The 21,121-nt window shown below is 70.5% G+C and carries 16 protein-coding genes; 9 read left to right on the forward strand and 7 right to left on the reverse strand.

Annotation, left to right across the window (positions count from 1 at the left end):
* Positions 1 to 9: 9 nt before the first annotated feature.
* The 6 genes from ACIOHP_RS27050 to ACIOHP_RS27075 all read right to left on the reverse strand — a co-directional run bounded on the left by ACIOHP_RS27050 (position 10) and on the right by ACIOHP_RS27075 (position 8,754).
* On the reverse strand, positions 10 to 1,314 hold the full coding sequence (locus ACIOHP_RS27050) for a M20/M25/M40 family metallo-hydrolase (RefSeq protein WP_401891605.1): 1,305 nt from the start codon (positions 1,312 to 1,314) through the stop codon (positions 10 to 12).
* Positions 1,307 to 2,140, reverse strand: coding sequence for a M55 family metallopeptidase (locus tag ACIOHP_RS27055; protein ID WP_401891606.1), 834 nt, complete (start codon positions 2,138 to 2,140; stop codon positions 1,307 to 1,309). The genes ACIOHP_RS27050 and ACIOHP_RS27055 overlap by 8 nt, the downstream gene beginning before the upstream one ends.
* Positions 2,141 to 2,222: 82 nt before the next feature.
* Positions 2,223 to 2,948 (reverse strand): class I SAM-dependent methyltransferase, encoded by a 726-nt coding sequence (locus tag ACIOHP_RS27060; protein ID WP_361541228.1) that lies wholly within the window; start codon positions 2,946 to 2,948, stop codon positions 2,223 to 2,225.
* Between the two features lie 153 nt (positions 2,949 to 3,101).
* Positions 3,102 to 5,579 carry a SpoIIE family protein phosphatase gene (locus tag ACIOHP_RS27065; protein ID WP_401891607.1) on the reverse strand — a complete coding sequence of 826 codons (2,478 nt, stop codon included), beginning with the start codon at positions 5,577 to 5,579 and terminating at the stop codon, positions 3,102 to 3,104.
* Between the two features lie 189 nt (positions 5,580 to 5,768).
* A complete protein-coding gene (locus ACIOHP_RS27070; RefSeq protein ID WP_401891608.1) occupies positions 5,769 to 8,159 on the reverse strand; it encodes an MFS transporter in 2,391 nt (796 codons plus the stop codon).
* 151 nt (positions 8,160 to 8,310) lie between these two features.
* Positions 8,311 to 8,754: an SRPBCC family protein gene (locus ACIOHP_RS27075; protein WP_361481699.1), complete on the reverse strand. Its 444-nt coding sequence runs from the start codon at positions 8,752 to 8,754 to the stop codon at positions 8,311 to 8,313.
* A 157-nt stretch (positions 8,755 to 8,911) separates the two neighbouring features.
* On the opposite strand from ACIOHP_RS27075, the gene ACIOHP_RS27080 reads away from it, so the two are divergent.
* The 4 genes from ACIOHP_RS27080 (at position 8,912) to ACIOHP_RS27095 (ending at position 12,640) form a co-directional block, all read left to right on the forward strand.
* The gene (locus tag ACIOHP_RS27080) at positions 8,912 to 9,952 is read left to right on the forward strand and encodes an Rv2578c family radical SAM protein (protein WP_401891609.1); all 1,041 of its coding nucleotides are present in this window, start codon (positions 8,912 to 8,914) and stop codon (positions 9,950 to 9,952) included.
* A 134-nt stretch (positions 9,953 to 10,086) separates the two neighbouring features.
* Positions 10,087 to 11,658, forward strand: coding sequence for an alpha/beta hydrolase (locus ACIOHP_RS27085; RefSeq protein ID WP_401891610.1), 1,572 nt, complete (start codon positions 10,087 to 10,089; stop codon positions 11,656 to 11,658).
* Positions 11,659 to 11,726: 68 nt separating this feature from the next.
* Complete coding sequence (locus ACIOHP_RS27090; protein ID WP_401891611.1) at positions 11,727 to 12,125, forward strand: RidA family protein; 399 nt, start codon at positions 11,727 to 11,729, stop codon at positions 12,123 to 12,125.
* On the forward strand, positions 12,122 to 12,640 hold the full coding sequence (locus tag ACIOHP_RS27095) for a GNAT family N-acetyltransferase (protein WP_401891613.1): 519 nt from the start codon (positions 12,122 to 12,124) through the stop codon (positions 12,638 to 12,640). The genes ACIOHP_RS27090 and ACIOHP_RS27095 overlap by 4 nt, the downstream gene beginning before the upstream one ends.
* Here ACIOHP_RS27095 and ACIOHP_RS27100 read toward each other — a convergent pair.
* Positions 12,637 to 13,212, reverse strand: a complete 576-nt coding sequence (locus tag ACIOHP_RS27100; protein WP_401891614.1) for an adenylosuccinate lyase — start codon at positions 13,210 to 13,212, stop codon at positions 12,637 to 12,639. The genes ACIOHP_RS27095 and ACIOHP_RS27100 overlap by 4 nt on opposite strands.
* A 376-nt stretch (positions 13,213 to 13,588) precedes the next feature.
* Here ACIOHP_RS27100 and ACIOHP_RS27105 point away from each other — a divergent pair, with 376 nt between their 5' ends.
* The 5 genes from ACIOHP_RS27105 to ACIOHP_RS27125 all read left to right on the forward strand — a co-directional run bounded on the left by ACIOHP_RS27105 (position 13,589) and on the right by ACIOHP_RS27125 (position 21,119).
* Positions 13,589 to 15,394 carry a 3-hydroxyacyl-CoA dehydrogenase family protein gene (locus ACIOHP_RS27105; protein ID WP_401891615.1) on the forward strand — a complete coding sequence of 602 codons (1,806 nt, stop codon included), beginning with the start codon at positions 13,589 to 13,591 and terminating at the stop codon, positions 15,392 to 15,394.
* A gap of 136 nt (positions 15,395 to 15,530) precedes the next feature.
* Positions 15,531 to 16,340 carry a TetR family transcriptional regulator gene (locus ACIOHP_RS27110; RefSeq protein ID WP_307024006.1) on the forward strand — a complete coding sequence of 270 codons (810 nt, stop codon included), beginning with the start codon at positions 15,531 to 15,533 and terminating at the stop codon, positions 16,338 to 16,340.
* 413 nt (positions 16,341 to 16,753) lie between these two features.
* On the forward strand, positions 16,754 to 18,097 hold the full coding sequence (gene ccrA / locus ACIOHP_RS27115; RefSeq protein WP_401891617.1) for a crotonyl-CoA carboxylase/reductase: 1,344 nt from the start codon (positions 16,754 to 16,756) through the stop codon (positions 18,095 to 18,097).
* Between the two features lie 17 nt (positions 18,098 to 18,114).
* Positions 18,115 to 20,163: a protein meaA gene (locus ACIOHP_RS27120; protein ID WP_401891618.1), complete on the forward strand. Its 2,049-nt coding sequence runs from the start codon at positions 18,115 to 18,117 to the stop codon at positions 20,161 to 20,163.
* Entirely contained in the window at positions 20,160 to 21,119 is a 960-nt protein-coding gene (locus ACIOHP_RS27125; protein ID WP_266820829.1) for a CoA ester lyase, read from the forward strand. The genes ACIOHP_RS27120 and ACIOHP_RS27125 overlap by 4 nt, the downstream gene beginning before the upstream one ends.
* The last annotated feature ends 2 nt before the right edge of the window (positions 21,120 to 21,121 follow it).

A 21,121-nucleotide genomic window follows, 5' to 3' on the forward strand; every position in this document is an offset into this window, starting at 1 on the left:
CCCAGTCGCTCAGGCCGTGCGCAGAAATCGGTCCAGGACCCGGACGCCGAAGTGCAGTGCCTCGACCGGGACCCGTTCGTCCACACCGTGGAAGAGGGCCTGGTAGTCGAAGCCCTCCGGCAGCTTCAGCGGTGTGAATCCGTATCCGGTGATACCGAGGCGCGAGAACTGCTTGGCGTCCGTGCCCCCGGACATGCAGTACGGCACCACGTGCCCCTCCGGCGCGAACTCCTCGACGGCGGCCCGCATCCTCGCGTACGTCGCCGAGTCCACCGGCGCCTGGAGCGCGACCTCGTGGTGCTGGAACTCCCACTCCACGTCCGGTCCGGTCAGCAGGTCGAGGGTGGTGCGGAACTCGTCCTCGCCGCCGGGCAGATACCGTCCGTCGACGTGGGCCACGGCCTCGCCCGGGATGACGTTGACCTTGTAACCGGCGTCCACCATGGTCGGGTTGGCGCTGTTGCGGACCGTCGCCTCGACGAGCTTCGCCGCCGGGCCGAGCTTCTCCAGGAGCCGGTCGACATTGTCCAGGTCGGGCTCGATGCCGTACAGGACGGCGAGTTCGGTGAGGGCGGCGCGGACGGTCGGGGTGAGCCGCAGCGGCCACTCGTGCGCGCCGATGCGGGCGATCGCGGCGCACAGGCGGGTGACCGCGTTCTCCTTGTTCACCTTGGAGCCGTGCCCGGCCCGTCCGCGCGCGGTGAGCTTCAGCCAGCCCGTGCCCCGCTCGCCGGCCGCGATCGGATAGATCTGCCGTCCGGCGCCGTCGTGGAAGGTGAACGCCCCGGACTCGCTGACGCCCTCGGTGCAGCCCTCGAAGAGCCCGGGATGCTCGTCGGCGAGGAAACCGGAGCCGTCCACGGCGCTGGCCTCCTCGTCTGCGGTGAACGCGACGACGATGTCGCGCCGGGGCCGTACCCCTTCGCGCGCCCAGGACCGGACGATCGCCAGGATCATCGCGTCCATGTTCTTCATGTCGACCGCGCCCCGGCCCCAGACGACCCCGTCACGGATCTCCCCGGAGAACGGATGCACGCTCCAGTCCCGGGCCTCGGCGGGCACCACGTCCAGGTGACCGTGGACGAGCAGCGCGTCCGCTGAGGGGTCGGTGCCCTCGATACGCGCCACGACATTGGTGCGGCCCTTGGTCCGTTCCAGCAGCACCGGCTCCAGGCCTGCCTCGGCCAGCCGCGCGGCCGCGTACTCGGCGGCCGGCCGCTCCTGGCAGTCGCCGCCGCCCCGGTTGGTGGTGTCGATACGGATGAGGTCGGAGGTGAACGTCACGACCTCGTCCATTGCCTGTCCGTCAGCCATACTGCTCCTCCACCGCGGCCGAGACGATCGTGGTGACCGCCTTGAAGGTGCGAATTCCCTCGTACATGGTGGCGCTCGTGTACCCCACCTTCCGCTCACCGATCCGGTCGACACCCGGAACGACGGTCGCGGCCAGGGCGAGGTGCTCGGCGTCGAACTCCACGGCGACGGTGAACGGCCCCGCCTGCACGGGTTGGTGACGCACTGCCAGCGCGGCCGCCTCCTTGGCCGCCGCGCGGATGTCGGCGGCGGTCCTGGCCGGTGTCCTGCACACCGCCGCGTATCGCGACACATGGTCCTTGACCGCGACCTTCAGCGCCTCGGGCGCGTAGCCGAGGGCGTCCTCGCAGGCCACGTCGTCGCCGGTGACGAGGACGACCGGCACGCCGTACTCGGCGACCACGTGCGCGTTGAGCAGGCCCTCGCTCGCGCGTACGTCGTTCAGCCACACCCCGGTGATGGAGTTGGCGAGGTAGGTGTGGGCGAGGACGCCCTCCGCTCCGGCGCCCGCGTGGTAGCCGACGAAGGCGATGCCGTCCACGTCGCCGTGCTGCACGCCCTCCACCATGGACAGGGACTTGTGCCGTCCGGTGAGCATCTCCGCCCGGTCGTCGAGCCGCTCCAGGAGCAGGTTGCGCATGGTCCAGTGCGCCTCGTTGATCAGCACGTCGTCGGCGCCGCCGTCGAAGAAGCCCTGCACCGCCGCGTTCACGTCCGAGGTGAACATCGCGCGGCACCGCTCCCACTGCGGCGTCCCCGGCAGCACGTCGGCCGGCCAGGTGACGCCCGTGGCGCCCTCCATGTCGGCGCTGATGAGGATCTTCATGCCGACTCACGCTACGCGTTCATGCCGTGTCCCGTCAGGCCTGTGGACAACCGTCACCGGCTCGGACCAGTTCGGGGATCCCTCAGGCCGTACGCCCCACCACCAGCCACTTCGACGGCAGCTCGATCCGGGCCCCGTCGGGGGTGTACTCCGTGGTCACCAGTGGCAGTTCGCCGCTCGCCAGGACGGTGAGCCCGGCCGCGCCCAGGTACTGGGGCACCGCGTCGTCGGAGACCTCGCCGGGCGCGATGCCGTGCCGGAAGATCGGCGCCAGCTTGGGCGGCGGGCCGGAGGGCTGCTGGGCCAGGGCCATCAGGATCGGCTTGGCGGCCTCGGACAGCTCGACGAGGAAGCCCCGGCCGTGCTCGCCGAGCAGCGCGGCGAGCCCGTCGACCAGCGGTTGCCGGTCGTCGGGCTCGCACTGGTGGAGCACGCCCCGCATATAGACGTTGGCGTCGCCCAGCTCCGCGTGCAGCGACTCCGCCCCGCCCTTCTCCACGGCGTCCAGCACCCGGTAGGTGGCCTGGCCGGCCGGATCGGCGTCCCGGGCGCGGTCGACGGCGGCCTCGGACAGGTCGACGCCGAGGACGTGCCGGAAGCGGTCGGCGAGGAAACGTGTCTGGGTGCCGTTGCCACAGCCCAGGTCGACCAGTGGCAGGGCGGGGGCGGTCACATGCGGTTCGAACAGGGCGAGGTGGAGGCCGGCCGTCACCGCGGGCTCCGCGTCCCAGAACACCGCCCCCTGTCCGTCGGGAGCCTCGCTCCAGAAGCTCTCCCAGGACCCCCGGTACCGACTGGTCACGCTCATGCCCAACTCCCCAGGACGCGGCAATGGCCCGCCGCAAGTGACGGGCCAGTACGGTCTATCGCGCCCCGGTCACGGCTACAAGCGCGCGGCGCAATCCTTCACGCCGTGTGCGACATGCGTACGCCCTTACGCCCCGTGCGCCCCTGGGGCGCCTCATCGTCGCGGCAACGTCAGTTCGAACCAGACGGTCTTGCCGGCCTTCGTCCGGCTCGTGCCCCACTCCCGGGCCAGGGTGGAGACGATGCGCAGACCGCGCCCGAACTCGTCCTCGGGGCCGACGCTCAGCAGGGTCGGCAGGTCGTGGTCGTCGTCGTCCACCTCGCACAGCAGCGTGTCACCGCGGACGAGGCGCAGCTGGAGGGGACGGCTGCGGGAGTGCCGTACGGCGTTGGTGACGAGCTCGCTGACCAGCAGCTCGGCCGCGTCGGCGAGCCTGGCCAGTCCCCAGTCGTGGAGCTGTTCCCGCACCACGGAGCGCGCCCGGCCGACCTCGGCCGGGTCCGGGGTGAGCCGCCACTCGGCGACGTCGTCCGGCTCGATGCCGTTGAGGCGGCTCATCAGGAGGGCGACGTCGTCCTTGCGGCCGCCGCGGCCGTCTTCCGAAAATGTCGCGGCGAGGGCGCGGATGATGGTGTCGCAGGCGTCGTCCATGGAGGCGGCCGGGTGGGCGGCGGACTCGCACAGGGTCGCGAGGCCCACGCCGATGTCCTCGCCACGCACCTCGACCAGGCCGTCGGTGCACATCACGAGCCGGTCGCCGGGCTGCACGCGCACGCGTACCGACTCGAAGGCCACCCCGCCGACGCCGATGGGCGCCCCCGTGGGCAGGTCGAGGAGTTCACTGCGGCCGTCCTCGGCGTGCACGATCACCGGCGGGATGTGGCCGGCGTTGGCGATGTGCAGCTCGCTCGCGATCGGGTCGTACACGGCGTAGAGACAGGTCGCGAGGTAGGTGTCGCCGAGCCGCTGGGCGAGGTCGTCGAGGTTGCGCAGCAGCTGGGCGGGCGGCAGGTCGAGGGCGGCCATGGTCTGTACGGCCGTACGCAACTGGCCCATCATGGCGGCCGAGTTGAGGCCGTGGCCCATGACGTCGCCGACGACGAGGGCGGTGCGGGCGCCGGGCAGTTTCACCGAGTCGAACCAGTCGCCGCCGACCCGGCCGAGCAGGGTGCCCGGCAGATAGCGGGTGGCGATGTCGCAGCCCGCCATGCGCGGCGGGATGTGCGGCAGCATGCTGTCCTGGAGGGTCTCGGCGACGGACTCCTGGTAGGTGTACATGCGCGCGTTGTCGAGCACGAGGCCCGCGCGGGCGGCGAGTTCGGCGCCGGTGACCCGGTCCATGTCGTTGAACTCGACACGCTCCGGGTGCCGCAGCAGGATCATGAAGCCGAGGACCACATTGCGGGCCTTGAGCGGTACGACCAGCATCGAACGGCCCGTGATCAGCGGCCGGATGTCGCGCTTCTCGAACTGCGAGGCGATGGCGTGACCCATCTGCTCGCTGATGCGCGGCACGAGGACGGGCTCACCGGTGGTCATGCACTGGAAGAACGGGGTGTGGGCCGGGAACGGCATGGCCTCGCCGACCGGCACGACGTCGTCCCAGCGGCCGGGTTCGTCGGTGTGCTCGAGGGCGACCCGGTGCCACATGGTGGTGGTGTCCGGCACCCCCTCGGGGAACCCCTCGCCCGCGACGACCTGTTCCCGCAGATAGGTGCCGGCGACGTCGGTGAAGCGGGGCACGACGGCCCGGCTGACCTCGATGATGGTCTTGGACAGGTCGAGGGAGGTGCCGATACGGCCGCTGACCTCGGTGAGGAACTCGAGGCGCTCGCGTACGGCGGTGTACTCCAGATCCTCGCCCTCGTCGGTGAGTTCCTGCGGGACGGGCAGCCCCTCGGCCACCGCCCGCGCGGCCCGCTCACGGCGCGCCCTGCGTTCGATACGGCGGGGCACGCCCCAGTCGGGGGTGACGGGCACCCGGTCGTTCTGGCTGAACTCCAGGACGGGGTAGCCCAGTTCGAGGATCTGCGCGACGATGCGGGCGCCTTCCTCGACGCTCATGCTGGGCAGGATCTCGGGCAGCCGCCGGGCCAGCTCCTCGGCGCCCGGGAAGTCGGTGTGCAGCGCGAAGGCGGGCGCGATGCGCTCACCGGCGATCTCGTCGTCCGGGTCCTCCGCACGCAGGGCGCCGGCGTCGGCGGCGAGCACCAGCAGCCGCTCCCGTCCGGGGCCCACCAGGGGGTAGGCCCACCACAGGACGTCGAGGCGGTCGGGTTCGGACACCGTGAGGCGGGCGCGTCCCGCGGCCGGGTAGGAGAGCCTGCCGTCGAGGGAGGACTCGAGATCGGGTCCCAGCCCGTCGTAGGCCGCGTACACGCCGTACGGCATGGGGTCGTCCAGGTCGGGCAGGGCGCCGGCGACGGGCAGCAGGTCGGCCGCCGGGCGGCCGAGCGCCTGTTCCTTGGTGGCGCCGAACAGCCGTCGCGCGCCCCTGCTCCAGTGGGACACCAGGCCGTCGCGGTCCACCACGACGACGGCCAGCGGGATACGGCCGGCCGCGGCGTGCTCCACCGCGCCGTCCCCGGCTCCGTGGCCGGGAGCTGCGTCCCTCTCGGTGCCATGGTCCATGGCCCAGGCCCTCTCTCCCCACGGCTCCGCAAGATCTGTGCCGCCTAATCCACCGTACGGCCGTGGACGGTTGTGATGTGGGGCAATGCGGGAATTGGCCGGGGTCGGATCACCCCGGCGTGCGCCCCTGCGCCCCCGGGCCGGGCAGAACCTGCCGGTTGGAGGCGTGTCGGGGTTACTGACGGGTTTTCAGTCCTCGTGCCCGAGTTGGAGATCCCGTTCCGTACGGCCGCCGCCGGCGACCTGGAGGACGGTGGCGACGGGCGGGTAGCCCGCGGCGATGACGGTGTACTCGCCGGAGGACAGGTCGACGAACCGGAAGGTGCCGTCGGCGCCGGTGGTGAGGGTGTCCACGACATTGCCGGCGGCGTCGAGGAGCGTCACGCGCGCGTCCTCGACGAGCCGGCCGCCGCCGGCACGCACGGTGCCGCGCAGCACGGCGCCGCCCGCGAGCTCGACGTCCTGGCGGGTCTCCCGGGAGGCCTGCACGGTGACGGGCAGGGCGGCGGGGCGGTGCGCGGGGGCGCCGGCCGCGAGGGTGTACTCGCCGGCGACGAGTTCGGTGATGACGTAGCCGCCCTCGCGGCCGCTGCGGGTGGTGGCGACGACCTCGCCGTGGACGTTGGTGAGGGTGACGGTCGCGTCGCGCACGGGGGTGCCGTCGGCGGTCAGCACGTTTCCGGCGAGGCGTCCGGCGCCGCCGAGGACGACATCGAGTTCGACGGGCCGCTCGCCGACGGTCACGGAGACCGCCTGTGGCTGGTGTCCTCCGGCCGCGGCGATCAGGACGTACGCCCCCGAGCCGGGCGTCGACAGGGCGTACCGCCCGTCCTCACCGCTCGCCCCGCGCCCGATCTGCTGCCCCACGGCGTCGATCAGCGTGAGCGCCGCGCGCGGCACGACGGTCCCGTCGGGGCGCTGCACCGTGCCGCAGACGGGGATTCCGGCGAGGTGGGGCGCACGGGCCTGCGGGACCGGGGCGTTCACGGGCGCGGGCTCGATGTCGGCGGCGTGGTGGGACACCAGTGGTTTCTCCTTGAGGAAGAAGGCGATGAGCAGACCGAGGACGAGGACCGGCACGAGGTAGAGGAAGATCCGCGGCATGGCGTCGGCGTACGCGCGGATGTACGCGTCCCGCAGCTCGGGCGGCAGCGTGTGGACGAGCTGCGGGGTGATGGACTCGGCGTCGGGAAGCCCTGTCGTCTCGGGCAGGCGCTCGGCCAGGGCGTCGGTGAGCCGGTCGGCGAAGAGGGTGCCGAAGATCGCGGCGCCGACGCTTCCGCCGATCTGCCGGAAGTAGTTGTTCGCGCTGGTGGCGGTGCCCAGGTCGGCGGGGCGCACCGAGTTCTGGACGGCGAGGATGAGGACCGGCATCACCATGCCGATGCCGGCGCCGAGGACGGCCATCCAGAGGCTGTAGTGCAGCCGGGGCGTGTCGGCCTCGAGCCGGGACAGCAGCCACATGCCGAAGACGGACAGGGCGCTGCCCAGGACCGGGTAGATCCGGTAGCGGCCGGTGTGGCTGATGAGCTGTCCGGCGATCACCGAGGCGCCGACGATGCCGCCCATCATGGGCAGCATCAGCAGCCCGGACTCGGTGGCGCTCACGCCGTCCACCATCTGCAGGAAGGTGGGCAGATAGCTCGCGGCGCCGAAGAGCGCCACGCCCACCACGAGGCCCACCAGACCGGTGATGGTGAAGACCGGGTCCCGGAACAGCCGCAGCGGGATGAGGGGTTCGGCCGCGAAGTGCTCGGCGACGAGGAACAGCAGGGCCGACGCCACCGCGCCCGCGCCGAGTCCCAGGATGACGCGCGAGTCCCATGTGTACTCGGTGCCGCCCCAGCTGGTCAGCAGCACCAGGCAGGTGGAGGCGGCGGCGAGCAGCAGCGCGCCGAGGACGTCGAGCCGGGGCTTCGCCGTCGGCTTGGGCAGCTTGAGGACGACGGTGACGACGGCCAGGGTGAGGACACCGAAGGGGACGTTGAAGTAGAAGCACCAGCGCCAGGAGTGGTCGTCGGTGAAGTAGCCGCCCAGCAGGGGTCCGGCGACGGAGGCGAGGCCGAACGCGGCACCGATGAGGCCCATGAAGCGGCCGCGCTCCCGGGCGGGCACGATGTCCGCGATGATCGCCTGTACGCCGATCATGAGGCCGCCCGCCCCGACGCCCTGGACAGCGCGGAAGGCGATCAGCTGGTCCATCGTCTCGGCACGCCCTGCGAGGGCGGAGCCGACGACGAACACGACGATCGCGAACTGGAAGACGCCCTTGCGGCCGAGGAGGTCGCCGAGTTTTCCGTAGATCGGCAGACCGATCGTGGAGGTCAGCAGGTAGGCGGTGATCGTCCAGGACATCCTGTCCAGGCCGTGCAGTTCACCGACGATCTTCGGCAGCGCGGTGGCGACGATCATCTGCTCCAGGGCGGCCAGGAGCAGCGCGAGCATGAGCGCGAAGAAGATCAACCGCACCCGGCGCGGGCCGAGTTCGACGGCCTGGGCAGGTGCCGGGGCGGGGATCGGCGGGGGTTGCTCGACCGGTTCGCCCCGCGGTCCGTCCTGCACCAGAGTGGTCCCGCGCACTGTGCCGCTCCCCTCGTCGCACCCTCACAATTCCCGCGTAAAGCGACAACTGCGAGCAAGCGCGACGAGTTACGGCAGACCGGAGCGGCACACGGAGATCCACTCGATCCGGTGAGGGGCTCAACACCCCTCGAAGACCGGGGACTTGTTTCTACTTCTCGACCTCGGCGGCGAGCTTGGCGAGCACCTCGTCGTAGATCCGGCCGAGCCCCTTGGGGGCGAAGGTCTTCTCGAAGAAGCCGCCGATGCCGCCGGCGCCGTTCCAGACGGTGCTCACGACGACGCGGGACTTGCCCTCGCCGGCCGGGGTGACCCGCCAGGTGGTGACCATGGAGGAGTTGCGGTCCTTCTCGACGAGTTCGCCGTCGGTGGGCTCGCTGACCTCGAGCAGGCAGTCACGGATCCGCTTACTGGTGGCCTGGAGCTTCCAGTGGACGAGGGTGCCCTCGCCGTCGCCCCCCTCGCGCACCTCGTACTCGCTGAAGTGCTCGGGCAGCACCTTCGCGCGCGTGCCGCTGTAGTCGGCGAGGGCGTCGAACACCTTCTCCGCGTCCGCCGCGACGACCCGCTCCGTAGTGGCCTCGACCTGCGCCATTTTTCCTCCAGCACCTGATTTATCGGGGGTTGGGGCAAGCCAACCACCCCGGTCCCCGCCCGCCCAAATCGGGGCCCCGCAATCCCTTCACATCCGCACGCGCACGATCAAGGGAACATGTGTTCTATTCTGTGCGCAGTGCTACCGAGGAGGCGTCATGCGCTGGGAGAACCTCACAGCGGACTCCGGCCACAGCCGGGCCGACGACACCGCGCTGTTCGGCGCGGACGCGGTCGTCACCCGTACCTTCGACACACCGGAGTTCAGCGGGATCACCTTCCACGAGGTCCGGGCCCGGTCGATCATCAACCGGGTGCCGGCGGTCTCCCGGATGTCCTTCCAGTGGACGGTCAACCCGTACCGGGGCTGCTCGCACGCGTGCGTGTACTGCTTCGCACGCAAGACGCACAGCTATCTGGACCTCGACACGGGCCTCGGCTTCGACTCGCAGATCGTCGTCAAGACGAACGCTCCCGAACTGCTGCGCCGCCAGCTCGGCTCGTCCCGCTGGCAGGGCGAGCACATCGCGATGGGCACCAACGTCGACTGCTACCAGCGCGCGGAGGGCCGCTACGGCCTGATGCCGGGCATCATCGGCGCCCTGCGCGACCACGCGAACCCGTTCTCGATCCTGACCAAGGGCACCCTGATCCTGCGCGACCTCGATCTGCTGAAGCAGGCGCACGCGGTGACGGACGTCGGCATCTCCGTCTCGGTCGGTTTCGTCGATGCGGAGCTGTGGCGCACCGTGGAGCCGGGCACGCCGGCCCCTGAGCGCCGCCTCGACGTCGTACGGACCCTGGCCGAGCACGGCATCGGGTGCGGGGTCCTGATGGCGCCGGTGATCCCGTTCCTCGGCGACGCACCGGACCAGCTCCGGGCCACCGTGAGGGCGATCGCCGCCGCCGGGGCCACGTCCGTGACCCCGCTGGTGCTGCATCTGCGGCCCGGGGCGCGGGAGTGGTTCATGGCCTGGCTGGGCCGGCACCATCCGCACCTGGTGCGCCGCTACGAGCGGCTGTACGCGGACGGCTCCTACGCGCCGAAGTGGTACCAGCGCCGGATCACCCGTCAGGTCCACGAGCTGGCCCGGGAGTACGGCATCGGGCCCGCGGACCCGGTCATGCCCCGGCGGATGCCCGAGCCCGAACCGCCCGCGCCCGATCTGACCGAAGGCACCCAACTCACTCTGATCTGACAGCATTCGAGGGCATCCCGCGGCCCAGTAGGGTCAAGTCTTGCCAGAACGCGTTCTTCCGGGCGCGCTTTCCGGAACGATGCGGCGTGGACCGTGACACCCGCGGTCCGAAACCTCCGTCCTGGGAGGACGCCATGAGTAAACGCGCAGCCGTGCTGTGCGGCGTTTCCGTCGTCGTGGCCGGTTCGTTCACCGCCCTGCCCGCCGACGCGAGCACGCCGCGCACCGCGGACGCCACTCAGGCCGCGAAGCTCACCTGGAAGAGCTGCGGCACCACGAACTACCCGACGCTCCAGTGCGCGTCCCTCAAGGTCCCACTCGACCACCACCACCCGCGCGGGCGGCAGATCACCCTCGCGCTGTCCCGTGTCCCGCACACCGCGAAGAAGTCCCAGGGCCCGCTGCTGGTGAACCCCGGCGGTCCCGGCGGCAGCGGTCTGACCCTCGCGGGATTCGTCGCCGGCTCGCTGCCCAAGGCGGTCGCGGCGCAGTACGACGTCATCGGCTTCGACCCGCGCGGTGTGGGCAAGAGCAAGCCGGCGCTGGACTGCAAGCCGGGCTACTTCAACCCGGTCCGCCCTGACTCCGTGCCGAGCACTCCGGCCATCGAGAAGGCCAACCTCCAGCGGGCCAAGTCCTTCGCGCAGGCCTGCGGCAAGAAGTACGCCGATGTGCTGCCGTACATCAACACGGTCCAGGCCGTACGGGACATGGACTCGATCCGTGCCGCCCTGGGCGCGAAGAAGATCAATTACTTCGGCTACTCCTACGGCACCTATCTCGGCGCGGTCTACGCCAAGCTCTTCCCCGAGCGGGTGCGGCGCCTGGTCCTCGACTCGATCGTCGACCCCACCGGTGTCTGGTACGACGACAACCTCGCGCAGGACTACGCCTTCAACGACCGTCACCGCGCGTTCCTCGCGTGGGTCGCCAAGTACGACTCCACGTACAAGCTCGGCACCGATCCGGAGAAGATCGAGGCCAAGTGGTACGCGATGCGGGCGGCCCTCGCCAAGACACCGGCCGGCGGGAAGGTGGGCGCCTCCGAGCTGGAGGACACCTTCATCCCGGGCGGCTACTACAACGGGTACTGGCCGTATCTGGCGGAGGCGTTCTCGGCGTTCGTGAACGACAAGAACTCCGACCCGCTGGTCGAGGCGTACGAGAACTTCGCCGCCGTCGACGCCTCCGGCGACAACGGCTACAGCATCTACACCTCGGTGCAGTGCCGTGACGCCGACTGGCCGCGCGACTGGGGCCAGTGGCGCAACGACAACTGGGCGGTGTACCAGAAGGCGCCGTTCATGACCTGGAACAACGCCTGGTACAACGCGCCGTGCGCGTTCTGGCCGACGAACTCGCTGCGGCCGGTGAACGTGGCCAACGCCCAGCTGCCGCCGGCGCTGCTGTTCCAGGCGACGGACGACGCGGCCACCCCGTACGAGGGCGGCGTGACGGTCCACCGTCTGCTGCGCGGCTCCAGCCTGGTGGTCGAGCAGGGCGGCGGCAACCACGGCATCACGCTGAGCGGGAACGCCTGCCTGGACAAATACCTGGCGGCGTATCTGACCGACGGCACGGTGCCGCGCGGCGGCGGCGAGGCCGACGCGGTGTGCGACACGCTGCCCGACCCGGAGCCGCTGAGCTCGGCGGCGGCCTCCGCGCGGGGCTCGACACTGCACGGCATGCTCGGCTTCCGCGGCTGAGCGGTCCGCCGAGCGGGGTCCGACGGCCCGTCGGGGGTGTTGTCAGTGCCATGGTCCACCATGGACGCATGAGTGAGCTGACCAGGATTCCCGCCCCCGACGGGCTCGCCCCCGCCGCCCAGTACTCCCATGTCGTGCTGGGCACCGGCACGTTCGTCGCGGTCTCCGGCCAGCTCGCCCTGGACGCCGACGGCGAACTCGTCGGCGAGGGCGATCCCACCGCCCAGGCCCGCCAGGTCTTCGAGAACCTGCGCCGCTGCCTGGCCGCCGCGGGCGCGACCTACGACGACGTCGTCAAACTCACCTACTTCGTCACGGACATGGCGCACCTGCCCGCCATCCGCACCGCCCGCGCCGAGCACATACCCGAGGACCGTCTGCCGGCCGCGTCCGCGGTCCAGGTGGCCGCGCTGGTACGGCCCGAGTTCCTGATGGAGGTCGAGGCGTTCGCGGTGGTGGGTTCATGAGCGGTCTGCGGGTACGCGAGATGACGTTCGCGGACTGCGACCGGGTGGCCGAGATCCGTATCCGGGGCTGGCAGAGCGCGTACCGGGGGCTCATGCCGCAGCCGTACCTGGACGCCCTGAGCGTGACCGAGGACGCCGAGCGCCGTCGCGACCGTTTTCGGCAGTCGGACGGCAGCGTGGTGAACCTCGTCGCCGAGCAGGACGGCGAGTTGTTCGGCTGGGCGGCGCACGGCCCCTACCGGGAGGGTGAAGTGCGCACCGCGGACGCCGAGTTGTACGCGATGTACGTCGACCCCGGGCGGTACGGAGCGGGCATCGGCCACACCCTCCTCCAGGAGTCGGTACGCCGCTGCACCGCCGCCGGGCACGACCGCATGTACCTCTGGGTCCTCAAGGGCAACGCCCGCGCCCGCGCCTTCTACGAACGGGCGGGGTTTCGGCCGGACGGCGCCGAGGAGCCCTTCGACGTGGACGGGGCGCCGGTGCCGGAGGTGCGGTACACGCGCGGTCTCTAAGGCCGCCCCGGGAGCCGCGCCAGCGCGTGCACCGCCGCCTCCGCCAGCGCCGGGTGGGCCAGGGCCTCGTTCAGGACGGGTCTGGCGCGGGCGTCGCCCAGGGTGCCGAGGCCCTCGACGCAGGCGAGGGCCACGCGCCGGTAGGGGTCGTGCGGGCGCAGGCGGCGTTCCAGGGTGGTGATGAGGGCCGGTACCGCCTCGGGCGCGCGCAGTTCCGTCAGGAGTCTGACCGGATGCAGGGCGTAGGCCACGCGCAGTTCGTTGGTGGCGAGGGCCGCGGCCGCGCGGGCGGTGCGCGGGTCGCCGAGGCGGGCCAGGGCGTACGCGGCGGAGGCGCAGCGCTGCGGTTCACGGTGGTTGAGCAGCAGGACGAGGGACTCGAAGGCGCGGGAGTCCCCCGCGACCCCCAGCCGGAACGCGGCCAGCTCCCTCGCCCACAGCGGCCGCCCGGCCTCGACCAGCACTCCGGCCAGTTCGTCGAGGTCCTTCGTCTCCGCCAGCCGCCCGAACGAGGCCGACGCCCCCGACTCCTGCCGTAAGCGCTCCGTGAGCGACCGCAACTCTTCGTCCATGACACGCAGCCTAGGGGGGTCGCGAGGGCCTCGGGACGTACATCACAAACACGGGGACTAGCGCGCTCGTTACCCGCCGGTTAAGCTCAGACGAGCGAGTTACCCACTCGTGGAACTCCTCGCGCCGGCCTGGTGACGCAGCCGTCGTGAGCGCAGTCGGTTCGGTACCTCAGGTATCGCAGTACGACGTGGCCCCGGGACAGGGCCGGTCGGTTTCACCGTTCTCCGGGCGTGTGCACGCCTGTGACGACGGCACCGCACCACCGGGCGTGTGCGCTTGCAGCCCGGCAACACCCGCATTCTCCACGCCACCCGGTGCGCCTTCGGGCGTACCGGGTCGCGCTCCCAGTCGTCACCTCATTCCTGGAGTCCCGCGATGGCCGCTCCCCTGTCCGACACCCCTCTGTCCCCGCTGCAGACCATTGCCGTCATCGGCCTCGGCACGATGGGCACCGGCATCGCCGAGGTCCTCGCCAAGGCCGGTCGCGAGGTCGTCGGCATCGACATCAGCGAGGCCGCGGCCGCCCAGGCCGTCACCGCTCTGGAGACCTCGACCGCCCGTGCCGTGGAGCGCGGCCGGCTGACCGGGCAGGAGCGCGCCGACATCCTCGCCCGGGTCCGCACCTCCACCGACCTGCGCACCGCGGCCGACGCCGACCTGGTCATCGAGGTGGCCCCGGAGTCGTACGAGATCAAGCACCAGATCTTCCGTGAACTCGACGGGATCGTGCGCCCCGAGACGATCCTGGCGACCGGCACCAACGCCCTGTCGGTCACCCGGCTCGCCGCCGACTCGGCCCGTCCCGAGCGCGTGCTCGGACTGCACTTCTTCAACCCGGCGCCGGCGATGAAGCTGGTCGAGGTCGTCTCCTCGGTGCTGACCGCGCCGGCCGCCGTCAGCGCGGTCACCGACCTCGCGCTGGCCCTCGGCAAGGAGCCCGTGGCGGTCGGCGACCGGCCCGGATTCGTCGCCGACGGGCTGCTGTTCGGCTACCTCAACCAGGCCGCCGCGATGTACGAGGCGAAGTACGCCTCCCGCGAGGACATCGACGCCGCGATGCGGCTCGGCTGCGGACTGCCCATGGGCCCGCTCGCCCTGCTCGACCTGATCGGCATCGACACCGCGCGCACCGTCCTGGAGGCCATGTACTCCGAGTCCCAGGACCGGCTGCACGCCCCCGCGCCGATCCTCAAGCAGCTCAGCGAGGCGGGCCTGACGGGCCGCAAGTCGGGCCGCGGCTTCTACTCGTACGAGGCCCCGGGCAGCGCGGCGGTCGTCGCGGACACCCTGACGCCGGCCACCGGGGATTCCGGGACCCCCGGCCGTCCGGTCCGTTCCGTCGGTGTCGCGGGCTCCGGCACCATGGCGTCCGGGATCGCCGAGGTCTTCGCCAAGGCCGGCTACGAGGTCGTCCTCGCCGCCCGCAGCGAGGAGAAGGCCGAGACCGCCAAGGCCCGTATCGGCAAGTCCCTCTCGCGCTCCGTCGACAAGGGGCGGATGACCGCCGAGGCCGCCGCGCAGACCCTGGACCGGATCACGGCGGCGGGCTCCTACGACGCCTTCGCCGACGTCGATCTGGCCGTCGAGGCCGTCGCCGAGGACCTGGAGGTCAAGCAGCAGCTCTTCGCGGCGCTGGACAAGGTCTGCAAGCCGGGCGCGGTCCTGGCCACGACCACCTCGTCGCTGCCGGTCGTCGCCTGTGCCCGTGCCACCTCACGCCCCCAGGACGTGATCGGCATGCACTTCTTCAACCCGGCGCCGGCGATGAAGCTGGTCGAGGTCGTCCGCACGGTGCTCACCGCCGACGACGTCCACGCCACCGTCCGCGAGGTCTGCGTGAAGATCAGGAAGCACGCGGTCGACTGCGGCGACCGAGCCGGCTTCATCGTGAACGCCCTGCTCTTCCCGTACCTCAACAACGCCATCAAGATGGTCCAGGAGCACTACGCGTCGCTCGACGACATCGACGCCGCGATGAAGCTGGGCGGCGGCTACCCGATGGGTCCCTTCGAGCTCCTGGACGTCGTCGGGCTCGATGTCTCGCTCGCCATCGAGAAGGTCCTGCACCGCGAGTTCCGGGACCCGGGCCTCGCTCCGGCCCCGCTCCTGGAGCACCTGGTGGCCGCGGGCTGCCTCGGCCGCAAGACCGGCCGTGGCTTCCGCGAATATGCCCGCCGCTGAGCCGTCCGGCGACTGGTTCAAGGACGCCGAGGACTGGGGCGGACTGCTCGACCCCCACGGAACCCCCCTGCCCGCACCGGGCGGGGGGCGCCCGGGACATGAGCGCCAACCTGCGCACATGCAGTACGTTCGGGTCATGCCCCAGCCCGCCAAGTCCTCACGTACACCAGCTACGCCCGACGCGCCGGAAAGTGCCGCAGGCAGCCGCGCTGCCGCCCAGCGGCTCAAGATGCGCCGAGAACTGGCGGCCGCGGCGATGGAGCTGTTCTCGACCAAGGGGTACGAGGCGACGACCGTCGACGAGATCGCGGCGGCGGCCGGGGTCGCCCGCCGCACCTTCTTCCGCCACTTCCGCTCCAAGGAAGAGGCGATCTTCCCCGATCACGACGACACGCTGATCCGCGCCGAGGCGGTCCTCAACGCGGCTCCCCCGCACGAGCACCCGCTCGACACGGTCTGCAACGGCATCAAGGAAGTCATGCGGATGTACGCGGCCCGGCCGGAGATCTCGGTCGCCCGCTACAAGCTCACGCGCGAGGTGCCCACCCTGCGCGAGGCGGAGATCGCGTCGGTGGCCCGCTACGAGCGGCTGTTCACCCGCTACCTCCTCGGCCACTTCGACGAGCACGCGCACGACGACGACGCCAACGACGACCCGCTGCTGGCGGAGGTCGCCGCGTCCGCGGTCGTCACGGCCCACAACCATGTGCTGCGGCGCTGGCTCAGAGCCGGCGGACAGGGCGACGTGGAGTCGCAGCTGGACCACGCCTTCGCAATCGTCCGCAAGACGTTCGGGTCCGGCATCGGGGCCGGGCGCAGCACCACCCCGAAGCCGGCCGCCGCGACGGTCTCGGCCCACGGCGAGGTCCTGGTGACGGTCGCCCGCACCGACGCCCCGCTCGACGAGGTCATGCGGACCATCGAGGAGGCGCTCAAGGAGCGCTGAGCACTATCGCATCGCTGTGACGACGGCCACCCCTCGGGGTGGCCGTTTTCGTGTGCCTCCACCCGATTTCCAGGGGATTTCAAGCCGCGTTCGATCGATCATCGCTCATGTGTTACGTAAAGATTTCATCTGAGAGCAGTTCCTGGCACTCAGTGCCTTGCGGAGTGACACGCGGTGTCATACGTTGAAGGAGTCCGGGCGGCCGGCGTGCAGAGACCTTTCGTACGCCGGCTGTCCCAACAAGTCATCGACTTGCCCGCCCGGACGCCTGCGTCACAGGCAACCTCCCGCGCCACAAAGCGCTGCCGAAGCACCACCTCGCCGAACCGACGGCACTTCGAAAAAACCCTCAGCAGCACCGACGTAACCCTCAGCGTCCCTCCCTCAGGACGCGTATCGCCGGAGGCAACACCGTGACCGTGAAGGACATCCTGGACGCGATCCAGTCGCCGGACTCGACTCCGGCCGACTTCGCCGCTCTGCCGCTCCCCGAGTCGTACCGCGCGATCACCGTGCACAAGGACGAGACGGAGATGTTCGCGGGTCTGCAGACGCGCGACAAGGACCCCCGCAAGTCGATCCACCTGGACGAAGTCCCGGTGCCGGAGCTCGGCCCGGGCGAGGCCCTGGTCGCCGTGATGGCGTCCAGCGTCAACTACAACTCCGTGTGGACCTCGATCTTCGAGCCGCTGTCGACCTTCGGGTTCCTGGAGCGCTACGGCCGCACCAACGACCTGGCCAAGCGGCACGACCTGCCGTACCACATCATCGGCTCCGACCTCGCGGGCGTCGTCCTGCGCACCGGCCCCGGCGTGAACGCCTGGAAGCCCGGTGACGAGGTCGTCGCGCACTGTCTGTCCGTCGAGATGGAGTCCTCCGACGGCCACAACGACACCATGCTCGACCCCGAGCAGCGCATCTGGGGCTTCGAGACCAACTTCGGCGGCCTCGCCGAGATCGCCCTGGTCAAGTCGAACCAGCTGATGCCCAAGCCGGACCACCTGAGCTGGGAGGAGGCCGCCGCACCGGGCCTGGTGAACTCCACCGCCTACCGCCAGCTGGTCTCCCGCAACGGCGCCGGCATGAAGCAGGGCGACAACGTCCTGATCTGGGGCGCCAGCGGCGGACTCGGCTCCTACGCCACCCAGTTCGCCCTGGCCGGCGGCGCCAACCCGATCTGTGTCGTCTCCAGCGACCAGAAGGCGGACATCTGCCGCTCGATGGGCGCCGAGGCGATCATCGACCGCAACGCCGAGGGCTACAAGTTCTGGAAGGACGAGCAGACCCAGGACCCGAAGGAGTGGAAGCGCTTCGGCAAGCGCATCCGCGAGCTGACCGGCGGCGAGGACATCGACATCGTCTTCGAGCACCCGGGCCGCGAGACCTTCGGCGCGAGCGTCTTCGTCACCCGCAAGGGCGGCACCATCACCACCTGCGCCTCGACCTCGGGCTACATGCACGAGTACGACAACCGCTACCTGTGGATGTCGCTGAAGCGGATCATCGGCTCGCACTTCGCCAACTACCGCGAGGCCTGGGAGGCCAACCGGCTCATCGCGAAGGGCAAGATCCACCCGACCCTCTCCAAGGTGTACTCCCTGGAGGAGACCGGCCAGGCCGCCCACGACGTGCACCGCAACGCCCACCAGGGCAAGGTCGGCGTGCTGTGCCTGTCCCCCGAGGAGGGTCTGGGCGTGCGCGACGAGGAGATGCGCGCCAAGCACCTCGACGCCATCAACCGCTTCCGCAACATCTGAGACACCCGGGGTCATAGATGACTGAGCGTCAGCCCGCCGCAGGCAAGCGGGAGAAGGACCGGCCGTGGCTCATGCGCACGTACGCCGGCCACTCCACGGCCGAGGCGTCCAACGAGCTGTACCGGCGCAACCTCGCCAAGGGCCAGACCGGCCTGTCGGTGGCGTTCGACCTGCCGACGCAGACCGGCTACGACTCCGACCACATCCTCGCCCGCGGCGAGGTCGGCCGGGTCGGCGTGCCGATCGCGCACCTCGGCGACATGCGTCGGCTGTTCCAGGACATCCCCCTGGAGCAGATGAACACCTCGATGACGATCAACGCCACCGCCATGTGGCTGCTGGCGCTCTACCAGGTCGTCGCCGAGGAGCAGGGTGCGGACATCACCAAGCTCCAGGGCACGACCCAGAACGACATCGTCAAGGAGTACCTGTCGCGGGGCACGCATGTGTTCCCGCCGGTGCCCTCGCTCCGTCTGACGACGGACATGATCTGCTACACGGTCAACCACATCCCCAAGTGGAACCCGATCAACATCTGCAGCTACCACCTCCAGGAGGCGGGAGCCACCCCCGTCCAGGAGATCGCGTACGCGATGTCGACGGCGATCGCGGTCCTGGACGCCGTCCGGGACTCCGGTCAGGTGCCGGCCGAGAAGTTCGGTGACGTGGTCGCCCGTATCTCCTTCTTCGTGAACGCGGGCGTCCGCTTCATCGAGGAGATGTGCAAGATGCGCGCCTTCGGCCGCATCTGGGACAAGGTCACCCGCGAGCGCTACGGCATCGAGAACGCCAAGCAGCGTCGTTTTCGCTACGGCGTCCAGGTCAACTCCCTCGGGCTGACCGAGGCGCAGCCGGAGAACAACGTCCAGCGGATCGTGCTGGAGATGCTGGCCGTGACCCTCTCCAAGGACGCACGCGCGCGTGCCGTGCAGCTGCCCGCCTGGAACGAGGCCCTCGGTCTTCCCCGGCCGTGGGACCAGCAGTGGTCGCTGCGCATCCAGCAGGTCCTCGCCCATGAGAGCGACCTGCTGGAGTACGAGGACATCTTCGAGGGCTCTCATGTCATCGAGGCGAAGGTCGAGGCGCTCGTCGAGGCGTCCCTCGCGGAGATCGACCGGATCCAGGAGATGGGCGGCGCGATGGCCGCCGTCGAGTCCGGCTACCTCAAGTCGCAGCTCGTCTCCTCGCACGCCGAGCGCCGGGCCCGGATCGAGTCCGGCCAGGAGAAGATCATCGGCGTCAACATCTTCGAGACGACCGAGCCGAACCCGCTGACCGCCGACCTGGACACCGCGATCCAGACGGTGGACCCGGCGGTCGAGGCCCGGGTGATCGCGGGCCTCCAGCACTGGCGCGACACCCGCTACCAGCCGCCCTTCAACCACCCGCGCCCGTGCAAGGCGCTGGAGAAGCTGAAGGAGGCCGCCAAGGGCACCGGCAACCTCATGGAGGCCACCCTGGAGTGCGCCCGCGCCGGCGTCACGACCGGCGAGTGGTCCGGGGCGCTGCGCGAGGTGTTCGGCGAGTTCCGGGCACCGACCGGGGTCTCGTCGGCGCCGGTCGCGGTGCCGGCGGAGGAGGGCTCGGCCATGGCGGACGTGCGCCGCAAGGTCGACCTGACGGCCAAGGACATGGGCGTCGGCAAGCTCCGCTTCCTGGTCGGCAAGCCGGGCCTGGACGGGCACTCCAACGGTGCCGAGCAGATCGCCGTGCGGGCCCGTGACGCCGGGTTCGAGGTGGTCTACCAGGGCATCCGTCTGACGCCCGAGCAGATCGTGGACGCGGCCCTCGCCGAGGACGTGCACGCGGTCGGCCTGTCCATCCTGTCCGGCTCGCACGCCCAGCTGGTGCCGGACGTGCTGGAGCGGCTGCATGTGGCCGGTGCCACAGATATACCGGTGATCGCCGGTGGCATCATCCCGAACGGGGACGCCGCACAGCTCAGGGCAGCCGGAGTGGCCGCGGTGTTCACCCCGAAGGATTTCGACATCACCGGGATCATCGGCCGCATCGTCGACGAGATCCGCAAAGCGAACAAGCTCGACCCCCTGGAGGTCCCCGCATGACCGTCAACCGTCTGCGTCCCCGCCGCTCGTGTCTCGCGGTGCCGGGAAGCAACCCCCGCTTCCTGGAGAAGGCGCAGGGCCTCCCGGCGGACCAGGTCTTCCTCGACCTGGAGGACGCGTGCGCCCCGCTCGCCAAGCCCGAGGCGCGGCACACCATCGTCAAGTTCCTCAACGAGGGCGACTGGACGGGCAAGACGAGGGTCGTGCGCGTCAACGACTGGACGACCGAGTGGACGTACCGCGATGTCGTCACGGTCGTCGAGGGCGCCGGCCAGAACCTCGACTGCATCATGCTGCCGAAGGTCCAGACGGCCCAGCAGGTCGTCGCCCTCGACCTGCTGCTGACGCAGATCGAGAAGACGATGGGCTTCGAGGTCGGCAAGATCGGCATCGAGGCGCAGATCGAGAACGCGCAGGGTCTCAACAACGTCAACGAGATCGCGACGGCCTCCCAGCGCGTCGAGACGATCATCTTCGGCCCGGCCGACTTCATGGCGTCCATCAACATGAAGTCGCTGGTCGTGGGCGAGCAGCCGCCCGGCTACCCGGCGGACGCCTACCACTACATCCTGATGAAGATCCTGATGGCGGCCCGCGCCAACAACCTCCAGGCGATCGACGGCCCCTACCTCCAGATCCGCAACGTCGACGGCTACCGCGAGGTCGCCCAGCGCGCCGCGGCGCTCGGCTTCGACGGCAAGTGGGTGCTGCACCCGGGCCAGGTCGAGGCGTCCAACGAGATCTTCTCGCCGTCCCAGGAGGACTTCGACCACGCCGAGCTGATCCTGGACGCGTACGAGTACTACACGTCCGAGGCGGGCGGCAAGAAGGGCTCCGCGATGATCGGCGACGAGATGATCGACGAGGCCAGCCGCAAGATGGCCCTGGTCATCTCCGGCAAGGGCCGTGCCGCCGGCATGCAGCGCACCAGCAAGTTCGAGATTCCGGAGGCCTGAGG

Origin of the sequence: Streptomyces sp. NPDC087859 (assembly GCF_044742595.1) — a bacterium.
GTDB lineage: Bacteria > Actinomycetota > Actinomycetes > Streptomycetales > Streptomycetaceae > Streptomyces > Streptomyces canus_F.